The sequence below is a fragment of the Lacibacter sp. MH-610 genome, assembly GCF_045780045.1.
In the GTDB taxonomy this organism is placed as follows: Bacteria; Bacteroidota; Bacteroidia; order Chitinophagales; family Chitinophagaceae; genus Lacibacter.
Window position 1 is genome coordinate 2565085 of record NZ_CP116002.1, and the last position, 12351, is coordinate 2577435.

Annotated in this window: 14 protein-coding genes; 5 read left to right on the plus strand and 9 right to left on the minus strand. The window is 40.8% G+C overall.

Annotated elements, in window-relative coordinates; all coding sequences use genetic code 11:
• Positions 1-5: 5 nt before the first annotated feature.
• From lptE to miaB, 5 genes are read right to left on the minus strand one after another with little or no spacing between them, the layout of a single operon-like run.
• Positions 6-587, minus strand: coding sequence for an LPS assembly lipoprotein LptE (lptE, locus tag PDL71_RS11845; RefSeq protein ID WP_407521247.1), 582 nt, complete (start codon positions 585-587; stop codon positions 6-8).
• Positions 568-1809 carry a sigma-54 interaction domain-containing protein gene (locus PDL71_RS11850; protein WP_407521248.1) on the minus strand — a complete coding sequence of 414 codons (1242 nt, stop codon included), beginning with the start codon at positions 1807-1809 and terminating at the stop codon, positions 568-570. Before PDL71_RS11850 ends, lptE begins: the two co-directional genes overlap by 20 nt.
• On the minus strand, positions 1810-2145 hold the full coding sequence (locus PDL71_RS11855; protein WP_407521250.1) for a DUF86 domain-containing protein: 336 nt from the start codon (positions 2143-2145) through the stop codon (positions 1810-1812).
• Positions 2135-2446, minus strand: coding sequence for a nucleotidyltransferase family protein (locus tag PDL71_RS11860; RefSeq protein WP_407521252.1), 312 nt, complete (start codon positions 2444-2446; stop codon positions 2135-2137). Before PDL71_RS11860 ends, PDL71_RS11855 begins: the two co-directional genes overlap by 11 nt.
• Before the next feature lies 1 nt (position 2447).
• Positions 2448-3869, minus strand: a complete 1422-nt coding sequence (gene miaB / locus PDL71_RS11865; RefSeq protein ID WP_407521254.1) for a tRNA (N6-isopentenyl adenosine(37)-C2)-methylthiotransferase MiaB — start codon at positions 3867-3869, stop codon at positions 2448-2450.
• A 136-nt stretch (positions 3870-4005) separates the two neighbouring features.
• Between miaB and PDL71_RS11870 the strand changes: the two genes are divergently transcribed.
• Both PDL71_RS11870 and PDL71_RS11875 read left to right on the plus strand, forming a co-directional pair.
• The gene (locus PDL71_RS11870; RefSeq protein WP_407521256.1) at positions 4006-6429 is read left to right on the plus strand and encodes an outer membrane beta-barrel protein; all 2424 of its coding nucleotides are present in this window, start codon (positions 4006-4008) and stop codon (positions 6427-6429) included.
• A gap of 31 nt (positions 6430-6460) precedes the next feature.
• On the plus strand, positions 6461-6853 hold the full coding sequence (locus PDL71_RS11875) for an acyl-CoA thioesterase (protein ID WP_407521258.1): 393 nt from the start codon (positions 6461-6463) through the stop codon (positions 6851-6853).
• On the opposite strand, the gene PDL71_RS11880 is transcribed toward PDL71_RS11875, so the two are convergent.
• The 4 genes from PDL71_RS11880 to PDL71_RS11895 all read right to left on the minus strand — a co-directional run bounded on the left by PDL71_RS11880 (position 6843) and on the right by PDL71_RS11895 (position 8510).
• Positions 6843-7298, minus strand: a complete 456-nt coding sequence (locus PDL71_RS11880; protein WP_407521260.1) for an energy transducer TonB — start codon at positions 7296-7298, stop codon at positions 6843-6845. The genes PDL71_RS11875 and PDL71_RS11880 overlap by 11 nt on opposite strands.
• Positions 7299-7377: 79 nt before the next feature.
• Positions 7378-7713 (minus strand): hypothetical protein, encoded by a 336-nt coding sequence (locus PDL71_RS11885; protein WP_407521262.1) that lies wholly within the window; start codon positions 7711-7713, stop codon positions 7378-7380.
• The gene (locus tag PDL71_RS11890) at positions 7710-8318 is read right to left on the minus strand and encodes a YdeI/OmpD-associated family protein (protein ID WP_407521264.1); all 609 of its coding nucleotides are present in this window, start codon (positions 8316-8318) and stop codon (positions 7710-7712) included. The genes PDL71_RS11885 and PDL71_RS11890 overlap by 4 nt, the downstream gene beginning before the upstream one ends.
• A gap of 9 nt (positions 8319-8327) precedes the next feature.
• A complete protein-coding gene (locus tag PDL71_RS11895; protein WP_407521266.1) occupies positions 8328-8510 on the minus strand; it encodes a hypothetical protein in 183 nt (60 codons plus the stop codon).
• A 323-nt stretch (positions 8511-8833) separates the two neighbouring features.
• Here PDL71_RS11895 and PDL71_RS11900 point away from each other — a divergent pair, with 323 nt between their 5' ends.
• The 3 genes from PDL71_RS11900 (at position 8834) to PDL71_RS11910 (ending at position 12235) form a co-directional block, all read left to right on the plus strand.
• Positions 8834-10729, plus strand: coding sequence for a DNA topoisomerase IV subunit B (locus PDL71_RS11900; RefSeq protein WP_407521268.1), 1896 nt, complete (start codon positions 8834-8836; stop codon positions 10727-10729).
• Between the two features lie 80 nt (positions 10730-10809).
• Positions 10810-11637: a DUF1835 domain-containing protein gene (locus tag PDL71_RS11905; protein ID WP_407521270.1), complete on the plus strand. Its 828-nt coding sequence runs from the start codon at positions 10810-10812 to the stop codon at positions 11635-11637.
• Between the two features lie 211 nt (positions 11638-11848).
• Complete coding sequence (locus PDL71_RS11910) at positions 11849-12235, plus strand: DUF4260 domain-containing protein (RefSeq protein ID WP_407521272.1); 387 nt, start codon at positions 11849-11851, stop codon at positions 12233-12235.
• The last annotated feature ends 116 nt before the right edge of the window (positions 12236-12351 follow it).

Sequence of the window (12351 nt, forward strand, 5' to 3'; positions counted from 1 at the left end):
GAGAATTACCAGCTTGAAAAAATACGGTTGAAAATTTCATCTGTTAAGTTTTGTACAATCTGATCCGTTAACCCGGCTTCCGCCTGGCTCAATGATTGGGAAGCAGAAAAATCAAATGTGCGGCTGAGATCGGCTTCAAAGCTTTTTTTATCATCCAACCTGTTTTTGAAAATAAGATGAACAGTTACATTTAAACGATTACTGGCAGCCTGTTGGTTGGATATACCGGAAGTGGTTACATAATAATCTGTGATTTGCCCGCTGATATCGTAATGTGCATATTCATTATTTGTTTGCGATAATCGGGTTTGATTAATGATTTTCTGACGCAACTTATCCGTTAAACGCTGGCTCAACTGCGGATTTACAATCCTTGCCCTGTTTTCAATATAATTTACCCGAACAGTTTTTACTTCCGGCGGAATAGAAACATCTTTGAATGAGTAGCAAGAAGAGAAGAAGAAAGAGGCAAGAAAAAAGAGGTAAGAAATGACAGCTACAGGAAACGTACCTCTAATTATCAAAGGTTCCCCATTCGTACTTCGTACTTTGTATTTCGTATTTTCTTTAAAGGTCTTCAATATCATACTCCTTCAATTTACGGTATAAGGTTCGTTCGCTGATGCCCAGGTCAAGGGCTGCATCACGTCGTTTACTTTTGTGTTTTTTTAGTGCCTTAATAATGAGTTCTTTTTCCTTGTCCATGATGTTGAGACTTTCCTCTACTTCAATATGATCATGAATCTCATCATTATTCATAAGTACAGGTTGTACATTGGCAGAAGAATGTACCGGCGCATGTACTTCCAATGGTTTGGGTTCATGCAGCACCTGTTCATTGAAAAAATGGGTGGGCATTTGTACAGAGCCGCCGCCGTTTTGCAATACTTCCAGGAACATTTTCTTGAGCTCGGTTACATCCCGCTTCATATCAAAAAAGAGCTTGTACAGAATCTCCCGTTCATTGCTGAAATCATTTGCTGCCGCTGCACCGTTTGGATGTGCCAGTACCGGTAATCGGTTAAAACTTCTTTCCGGAAGGAATGGTGCCAGTTCTTTAGCCGTGATTTTTTTATTCGTAGAAAGAACTGAAATCTGTTCTGCAATATTCTTCAATTCACGCACATTGCCGGGGAAGGGATAAGTGATTAACAGATTTTTCGCATCTTCTTCCAGTTGCACAGGAGCTGTTTTGTAACGCTCGGCAAAATCAACGGTGAATTTTCTAAACAACAACGGAATATCTTCTTTTCTGTCTCTTAACGCTGGTACACGTATGGGCACAGTGTTTAAGCGATAGTATAAATCTTCACGAAACTTATTGTTCTGGGTATATTCCAACAGTTCTTTATTGGTAGCAGCAATCACCCGCACATCTGTCTTTTGTACTTTGCTGGAACCTACACGAATGAATTCACCTGTTTCCAGTACACGTAGCAAACGGGCCTGCGTACCAAGGGGCATTTCACCAATTTCATCAAGAAAAATGGTACCGCCGTTCACTGTTTCAAAATAGCCTTTACGGGCATCTACGGCTCCGGTGAAAGAACCTTTTTCATGACCGAACAATTCTGAATCGATGGTTCCTTCCGGAATGGCGCCGCAGTTCACCGCAATAAACGGGTTATGCTTGCGGGCACTGAGTGCATGAATGATTTGTGAAAACACTTCTTTACCCACACCGCTCTCACCGTTGATGAGAACAGTAAGATCGGTTGCCGCCACCTGCACGGCTGTATTCAACGCATGGTTGAGGGCAGGGGAGTTGCCGATGATTCCAAACCTGTTTTTAATACTTTGTATGTCCATTTACCGATTCAAATATTTTTTTACTTCCTGTTCTAAAACAGGGATATTTACTTTAACTATTTTCCAGATGATATCAGGTGTTACTAAATCATAATCATGGGTTACAATATGCCTGAATCCGATAATTTTTTTCTTATCTGTAAAATCAATTTTGGGATCAATTGCATCTATCTGCCACACAGCTTCTCCTATAATCCCCAATCTTCGTTCTACAGCATCATATACCAGCTGGTTTTCTTTAAATTCAGAATAGCTGCCTGTATTACTTATATGCGAATAAATAATTTCAATTGAAGACTCAATATCAAGCAGATATTTCTTGATCTCAAGCTGCATACAAAAGCACTTTTTGTTCGTCCAGTTTCTGTTTAAAAAAAGGATTTCTCACAGCTCCATTCACAACCAGGTCAATTTTTCTTCCTGTAATCTGTTCCAGTGAAAAAAGTACATCAAAATAATCAAAACCATTTGCGGCTATCCCTTCTTCATCCCTGTAGTATTCCACCAGAAAATCAATGTCGCTTTGGTCATTAAAATCACCGTTTGTAGCAGAACCAAATAGGTAAAGTGATTTTACCCCATATTGTTTACATACGGAATTGATCTTATCCAGATTATTTTTTACCACATCTACCATATCAAACAATTTTACCCATGAGTGTTGCTTTATTACAACTGTGCACATGAACATTCACATAATCACCTTTCTTCAGATCATATTGCTCTTTAGGGAATACAATCACTTTGTTTTGTGAGTTACGGCCCATCCATTCCAGATCGCTTTTCTTACTTTCACCTTCAATCAAAACTTTAAAGGTTTTGCCCACATCTCTTTGATTACTTTCCAGTGAAAGTTGATATTGCTTATCAACAATTTCCTGCAATCTTCTTTTCTTTACTTCTTCAGGCACATCATCCGCATAACGTCTTGCAGCCAGCGTTCCCGGTCTTTCACTATAGAAAAACATGTAGCTGTAGTCATACTTGCTGTAATCCATGATGCTCAAGGTATCCTGGTGTTCTTCTTCTGTTTCACTGCAAAAACCGGCAATGATATCTGAACTGATGCCGCAGTCCGGAATGATTTCACGGATGCGATCTACCTTCTTCATATACCATTCCCTGGTGTAAGTACGGTTCATCAACTGTAATACTCTTGTGTTACCGCTTTGCACCGGCAGATGAATATAGTTACAGATGTTTTCATACTTCGCCATGGTATGCAATACTTCATCTGTAATATCCTTGGGATGTGAAGTAGAAAAACGAATACGCAATTCCGGTGAAATCAATGCCACCATTTCCAGCAACTGTGCAAACGTTACATTGGTATTATCTGCTTCATTGTTCCAATAATAGCTATCAACATTCTGACCCAGCAGTGTAACTTCTTTATAACCTCTTTCAAATAAATCTCTTGCTTCAGCCACAATGGAAAATGCATCACGACTTCTTTCTCTTCCTCTTGTAAACGGCACCACACAGAAGGTACACATATTGTTACATCCACGCATAATGGAAATAAACGCACTCACTCCATTGCTCTCCAAACGCACCGGCGAAATATCAGCATAGGTTTCATCACGGCTCAGCAAAACGTTTACCGCTTTTTGCCCGCCTTCCGCTTCTTCCACCAATCCGGGCAGGGTTCTGTAAGCATCAGGGCCCACCACCATGTCCACCAGTTTCTCTTCTTCCAGCAGTTTGGCTTTCAAACGCTCGGCCATACATCCCAATACACCTACCAGCATGCCTGGTTTTGTATCTTTTACTTTTCTGAATTCTGTTAAACGCTTGCGAACAGTTTGCTCTGCTTTTTCACGAATCGAGCAGGTGTTGAGTAATACTAAGTCTGCTTCTTCAAAGTTGCGTGTAGCACCAAAGCCGGCATCATTAAGAATGCTGGCCACAATTTCACTATCGCTGAAATTCATCTGGCAGCCATAGCTTTCAATATAAAAACGTTTTTTGTACTGATTGGGGTCGTGGGCAAAAGGGGCATAAGCCTCGCCCTGCCTCGCTTCATCATGTACTTTATTGTCAGTCAAGAGGTCCATCATTTCAAAACAAATTGGTCTGCAAAGATAGTTGATTCGGGATGATTTGGTGACAGGTTGGCAGCATTTACCGCTGATGGAAAATCAAAACTTAACAAGTGCTCTATGCTTTAGTTTTGCAGCCTTAACCCAAAGCAGTTTGAAATTTTTCTTATCCTATACTTTCCTCTTTCTCTTTGTTTTTCAACAAACTAAAGCACAGGACTCCAAAAAAGAATCCGGTACCATCATTGGCAATGTGCTGGATGGCAGCAATCAAAAAGCCATCATCGCCGCTACCGTTTCCGTCATCCCTTTTACAGACTCAACCCGATCTCAACACTTTTTGACGGATAAAAACGGGAGCTTTCAATTCAACCAACTGGGCTTTGGTTATTACCGCATCCGTATTTCGGCGGTTGGATTCAGACCCAAACAAATTGACAGCATTCACCTGCGGGCCGAGCGCTATGATTTTAACCTGAACGATATTCTGCTCAGCAACCAGTCAGTTGAATTAACAGAAGTGATTATTTATGCTGAAAAGCCACTGATCGAAAACAAGGACGGTAATATCACTTTCAACGTGGGCGAAAGTGCTTTGAGCAACGGAAGCTCTGCCACAGAACTTCTGAAACAAACGCCCCTTGTGACTACTGACCCTAACGGAAAAATTTTAGTTCGTGGAAAAGAACCTAAGATTTTAATTGATGATAAACCTGTTGAGCTCAACATGCAGCAGCTACAGGATCTGCTGGAAAGCATGCCCGGCAGTACCATTGAAAAGATTGAAGTGCTTACCAATCCGCCGCCACAATTTGCCAATGAGCAGGGCGGCGTAATTAATATCGTTACCAAAAAAGGAAGGGTAGGCTTTGGCGGAAGGGTAAATGTATACGGTGGTACCAGGGGTGAGTTGGGCACCAGCGCCAACTTCAACTATCGTAAACAGGGCTTTGCCATAAACCTCAATGCAGGCGCCGGTTATAACCGTTTTCAGAGTGAAGGGTACAGTTACCGCACCAATCTTTACAAAGACTCCAGCAACCAGCTCAACATTAATAACCGTTCTGACAATGAAAATATCCGACCCAACTTCCGGTTGAATATGGATTATGATATTAACAAACGTAACATCATCAACCTGGTTGCCCAATACAATCAAAACGGTTATGATAATGAAGGCTTCAACCGTTTTACCAATATCAATCGCTTTAATGCCATTTCAAGACTGAGTGAGCGACTGATTAATACCGAAGGTTATAACCGTAACCCGAATATCAATTTTACATATACCCGCAAAGGGAAACAGGCCGGAGAACAGTTCCGCATCATCACCGGCATCAGCCGGGGCTGGAACCGTAACACACGGAATTTTTTCCAAAGCTTTTTTAATCCGGATAACGGGTTGCCCAATGGCATTGACTCCACCCAAAAGCAAATAAACCAAACCCGCACTAGCGGTTATACGGTGAATGTGGCTTATGATAAAATGCTGAAGAATAAGAAAACAAGCATTTCAGTTGGGGCATTATACAACAGAAGCAACAGCGATGTTTTGCTCACCACCGAATTTTTAAAGAAACCTGAAAACAGTTTTTTAAAAGTAGATCTGCTGAGTAATGATTTTCAGTTTCACCAGGATGTGATCAATGCCAGGGCATCTGCCAAACATATTTTTAAGCCCGGCTTTTCCATCAGTGCCGGTGCTGCCGTGGAGCAAACCAATATTTATTTTGAATTCCCCATTACCAAACAAACCGCTTTTAACCGTTACTATAATTTCTTACCCTTTGCCAACTTGAACCGGAGTTGGTCTAATAAAACCAATCTAACCTTTGCGTACAGGCGAACCATCCGCAGACCGGGTATTGGAGAACTAAATCCTGCGATTGATTACAGCGATCCATATAATCTCCGTTACGGGAATCCTTCTTTGTTACCAACGCTCTCTCATACGTTTGATGTAGTGGCCGGAAAAACAAAAGAAAAGTTTTTCTTCAACATCGGAGCCGGGTATAATCTGGTGGAAGATGTGTTTGCACAAATCAGAACACTGCAAACGGATGGTAAAACGATTGTTACCTGGGATAATGTAAGTGCCCGGCAGGAATATGAACTGAGCAGCTGGAGTGGACTTACTTTTTCCAAAAAGCTTCGTGCCAATTTCAGCGCCAGTTATATCTACAGTAAATACGGGGCCTTTGATAAAATCAACCGCAAGTTCCGTGATGGCGGATCGTTTACTTCCAACATCAACACCAATTTCAATCCCACCGATTTGTGGACGTTTACCGGCAACTTCACCTTTAACCGTTTTGCCAATCCACAAGGAACCGTACGGAGTAATGTGAATATGAACATCGGCATTCAACGAAAAATCTTAAAAAAGAAATTCATCATTACCCTTAATGCCGTTGACCCGTTTGTACAGCAGCAGAACAGAACTTTTACGTTTGGTCCCAACTTCAACCTTGAAAGTTTCAATCAAACACAAACAAGGAATTACCGCCTGACACTGAGCTATGTGTTTAATAAAACGACGGTGAAGAAACCAACCTTCAATCTTCCGGGAAAGAAGTAAATGTGTAACTTCAATGATGCAACAACCAGAAATGAATTTTCATACCCGTAAATGGGTAAAGCCGGAAGATCTGAACCCAAACAGTACTTTATTTGGCGGAAGATTATTACAATGGATTGATGAAGAAGCCGCTTTGTATGCAGTAGTTCAACTGGAGAACCCACATGTGGTGACCAAGTTTATTTCTGAAATCAATTTCATTTCTGCACCTAAGCAGGGCGATATAATTGAGATTGGCATTTTAGCCACTCATTTCGGTAATACCTCACTTACCATGCGTTGCGAAGTGCGGAACAAACTTACCCATGAACCCATTCTCACCATTGAGCGGATTGTTTTTGTAAATGTAAATGCAGAAGGAAAACCCACGCCTCATGGTAAAACGAAAATTACCTATGTGAAAGACCGGTTGGCTAATCAATAGAACTTACTTTCACATTCTTTCCATCAAAATCAAGAAACAATACTTTGGCCGATTTTACGGGCTGACCGTTTTGCAGGGCAGGCGACCATGTTGTTTGATCCAATAACCGTTTCAGTTCATTAAAATCAGGACGCACATTACTATTAGGTTGCGCTTTGTAAAAACAGCAGCGTCCTTCTTTATTAATGAGTAAGCTCAATGTTACTCGTCCGCCGGCCCTTTTTTGAAGATAGGGTTTGAAGAAGGTTTCAAAAAAATCGTTCATGCTGGTTTTACTGTTGTTCCATTTGGCAGGCTGCTCCACCCGGATAAACATTTCATCAAACGCATCACTGTAAGAGGTACTGAATTGTTTGCAGCTATCAAGCTGAATGCTTTCCACCTGTTGCTGAGCAGAGGCTGCAGCTGAAACAAAGAAAAGGATAGAGGATAAGAGGTATTTCATTGCATAAAAATAAGAGTTGCCATGGAAACATTAATAACAAGGAAGATTTTTTATAAAAGTCGATTTATTAAAAAGATTATCACTCTCCGTGTATTTCCATTATTACTATTTTATAACCAACATACAACATCAGCAAAAAGAAACAAAAGGAAATAAAACGATTAAGCCGTTTTACTCGTTGCTGATATTTCATATATACGCTGTAGCTCTCAGGAAATGGCGGTAACTCTTTGACTAATATATAGCTTTGAATATTAAAGGATACACGGCGACCAAATACAGATTCAAAAGCTACTCTTCCTTTTGCATCCTTATCACCTTTAAGTTTGCGATAATACACATCAACAATACTTACTTTAGTAATTACAGCTATCGTTATCAACGTAAGTAATATGATGGCAGGTAATGGCATCATAATTTAAAACCCTGTGGCCCGGGCTTTTTATTCGCCTCACTCATCAGCACCGTTTGTGCTAATCGTTTGTTTCTTGTTTCTTCTGTTTTGGCACTCTCAATCCAAAACATAAATTGCCGGCGGATGGAAGGAGAGAAAGCTTTAAAATTTTTCAGCGCTGCTGCTTTGCCTTTGAAGGCTTTGAGAAAATCGTTAGGAAGTTCGTTTGTATCAGCAGCATAGTTGGAAGCGCTTAAGGTATCCCAACTTCCGTTTTGTTTGGCTATTTCAACGGCTTTTAAACCGGGAGCTGCCATAAGTTTATTGGCAATGAGTTTTTCAATACGTTGTTTATTGATATCGCTCCACACACTTTTGGGTTTGCGGGGTGTAAGGAGTAGCATACTTCGCTCTTCATCCAGCTTACGGGGTAGACTGTCAATCCAGCCAAAACACAAGGCTTCTTCTACCACATCACTATACGGAAGCCGTGGTTTGCTCTTGCCCGTTTTATAATAAATGAGCCAGATGCCGGGATATTTGTCAAAATTTCTGGAAAGCCAGTTGCGCCAGGCTTTCCTGTCCTTGGGATAAAATTGTTCGTAGCTGTCTATGGCCCTTGCCATGCAGGGGGATTAACCTTCGTTTTTACGATTAAGCACCCAAATCATGAAGGCGCCTAAGAAAAGCACAATTCCTAAACCGCCAAAAATAAGAGCAGTTAATACTTTTTGTGCACCGGGAAACAGCGACATAGAAACGGCTGTAACAAAGTAAATAATGAAAATAGTGAGGAGTGTATAAATCTTCTTATCCATGCTGTAAAGATTGTGCTGCGAAATTGCATAATAATTAGTTACAGGCCAAAAATTATTCACATGGGTGTGTAAAAGTAATGCTGCTGAGAGGGAGAGGCGTTTTGTTATATTTGCCCGATTTGAGAACAATGCTCAATGTATAGATAGTGGTTATGCTGCCACGGAGAACGGAACCATGAAACGAGCGTGGCAAAACCGTTGCCATGAAATACAAGAGCCCGTAACCAAAAAATCCTCCTTTGCTGCTGCCTTCGCTTAAGCTATGGCAGTTAACAAAAAGCAACGGCGGATAAACAAGAAACTACAAACCAGAAACATCCAATATGGCTGAAGAAAAAAAGAACCTGTTTAACTACGATGAAGATTCCATCCGAACGCTGGACTGGCAGGAGCATATTCGCCTGCGCCCGGGTATGTACATCGGAAAACTGGGCGATGGAAGCAGTGCCGATGATGGCATTTACGTGTTGCTTAAAGAAGTGATTGATAACTGCATTGATGAACACACAATGGGTTATGGTAAACAAGTAGATGTTACCATTGAAAAAGGTGTGGTGCGTGTGCGTGACTATGGCCGTGGGATTCCCCTCGGTAAAGTGGTGGATGTGGTGAGCAAGATTAACACAGGCGCCAAGTATGACAGCAATGTGTTTCAAAAAAGTGTGGGATTGAACGGTGTGGGTACAAAAGCGGTAAATGCTTTGAGCAATTATTTTAAAGTAACCGCTTTTCGTGACGGTAAACAAAAAACGGCCGAGTTTGAAAAAGGAATTTTAAAGAAAGAACACAAAGAAGAAAAAACAACGGAAAGTAATGGCACTGAAGTTGAGTTTATTCCTGATGATTCCGTATTTAAGAATTATCATTTCATTCATGAGTACTTGGATAATCAATTCTGGAATTATTGTTATCTCAATGCAGGATTGATTGTCAACTTCAACGGCAAGAAATATGTTTCCAAAAACGGCCTGCTTGATTTGCTGCAACGCAAAACGAATGAAGATGAACTGCGTTATCCCATCATACATTTAAAGGGTGATGATATTGAAGTGGCTATAACGCATGAAAACCAGTATGGCGAAGAATATTATTCGTTTGTAAACGGTCAGTTTACCACACAGGGCGGTACACATCTTGCCGCATTCCGTGAAGCCTTTGTAAAAACCATCCGTGATTTTTATAAGAAGGATTATGATGCGGCTGATATTCGTGGAAGTATTTGTGCTGCTGTAAGTGTGCGTGTACAGGAGCCTGTGTTTGAAAGTCAGACCAAAACCAAATTAGGCTCAACCGTGGTGTATCCTGATGGGCCTACGATGAAAAACTTTGTGGGTGATTTTTTAGGAAGGGATTTGGATTTGTATCTGCACAAAAATCCATCCGTTGCCGAAGCGTTGAAGAAACGTATTGAGCAGAATGAAAAAGAACGCAAGGAACTGGCGGGTATTAAAAAGCTGGCGAATGAACGGGCCAAGAAAGCCAACCTGCACAACAAGAAATTGAGAGATTGCCGTTTTCATTACAACGATGAACCAAGTGGTAAAGACAAAGATGCCATCCTGGAAAAACAAAAAGAAACCACCATCTTCATTACTGAGGGTGACAGTGCCAGCGGAAGTATTACCAAAAGTCGCAATGTAGAAACACAGGCGGTATTCAGTCTGCGTGGAAAGCCGTTGAACTGTTATGGTCTCACGAAAAAAGTGGTGTATGAAAACGAAGAGTTCAACCTTTTGCAACATGCGTTGAATATTGAAGACAGTTATGAAGATCTCCGCTATAACAATATTGTAATTGCAACGGATGCTGATGTGGATGGTATGCATATCCGTTTGCTGCTGATGACCTTCTTCCTGCAGTTCTTTCCTGATTTAGTGAAGAATGGTCATGTATACATTTTGGAAACGCCTCTGTTCCGTGTGCGGAACAAACAGGAAACGATTTATTGTTATGATGAAGCAGAGAAACAAGCTGCGGTTAAAAAACTCGGTAGCAAACCGGAGATTACACGATTTAAAGGGTTAGGCGAAATAAGCCCTGATGAGTTTGCACGTTTCATTGGTCCTGAAATGCGCAAGCAACCGGTGATGTTGTTACCTGAAACTCATATTCAACAAGTGCTGGAATATTATATGGGTAAGAACACGCAGGAGCGACAGGAGTTTATTATCGGGAATTTGAAAGTGGAACTGGATTTGGTGGAAGAGGTGGCTAATTGATAATCGAATAATTGATAATGGAGAATTTGTTTGAGCGGCGACCATTATCACTTATCCATTACTAAATTATAAATTAAATTATGATACACATAGTATTTAACGAAGCTGATGTTACGATTCTGCAACAGGCAATTGAACTGGATGAAACGTTACAAGGTGAAGTGTTATTGGTAAGAGATGATTATGCGGTGGGGCCCATCAAAGATATTTACACCGAAGAAGGGATTGAAGCCCGCAAAAACTGGTGGCGGGAAGTATTGAGCGGAGGAGATGGTGATGGTGGCGTAGATAAAGGCTTAGTAGATGATAACCAACTCGTAGCTGAGTTGATAGAGAAACTCACTGCTGATGAAGAAGAGAAGGTATGGATATGGTCTGCACAAAACAAACATGATGTGAGCGGTTATTACTGGCTCATGAGTCAGTTAAAAGCATACCAGGGCAGGATTTATATTTTGTATTTAAACAATCTGCCGTTTATTAATGAGAAGGGGCAGCTTTTTTATCCGCAATGGATCAGTGAAATACAGCCAAAGGAAATGCTCAAGGCAAAACGCCTGGCACGGCCCATCACTACGAGTGAGTTTGAAGTGGATCCTGATGAATGGACAAAACTATGCAATGAAGAAAAAGGAGTTCGTTTGCTGGAAGGCGGTAAGAAACTGGTTCAGAAAGAAGTGAGTTTTTATGACAGTGAATTAAAAAGCTACATCAGCGGTGATTGGCAAAAAGCCAGCAAAATCATTCATACATTTTTAAACAAAGCCAAACACACTACTGGTGATCTATTTTTGTTATGGCGATTGAAGCAGTTAATTGCAACCGATGTGTACGATGTGCAGGGCAATGTAAAAAACATGAAAGATTTTGAAGTGAAGAAAAAGGCGGGGGTGTTGTTTGAAAGCTAATCACCTCACCCTTAATCCCTCTCCAAAGGAGAGGGAAAATCAACACACAGCCCTTGCTTATTAAAGATGATGATTAAAATTGGAGAGGTTGAAATGTGATGAGTAATAGACGAAAGACGAAGTGGTAATTAAAATGCTTGAGAAAGAAAAACAGCGCCGCTCCCTCTTCCTTTGGAGAGGGAGAAGGAGGGTGAGGTGAAAAATAAAAAACATGAAACTTATTTTAAAGTTAGAAGAGTTGGCGATGTGGATTTTATCCATTTTGCTTTTATATTTTGCTAAAGCTGAATGGTGGTGGTATGCATTAATGTTTTTAGGGCCTGATGTAAGTATGCTCGGTTATTTGGTAAACAATAAAGTAGGAGCGTGGAGCTATAATTTATTTCATCATAAAGGTGTAGCAGCAGTATTAATAATTGCAGGAATCATAATCGTAGATAACAATATTTTTTCTGATTTGATATGGATTGGGTACCTCGGTCTGATGCTATTCGGCCATTCCAGTATGGACCGATTTTTTGGTTATGGGTTGAAATATGAAAACGGATTTAAGTTTACGCATTTGGGCAAAATTGGAAAGTCTGCAAAAGATGAGTAGCAGCATGTTTATCCCCTCCCGGGAGGGGTGGCTGGGTGATAAACATTAAATATGATTAATAGGGGTGGGTTGCCGAATAGAATTAATAACGTACAAGAGTGCGACGCAACAGAAGC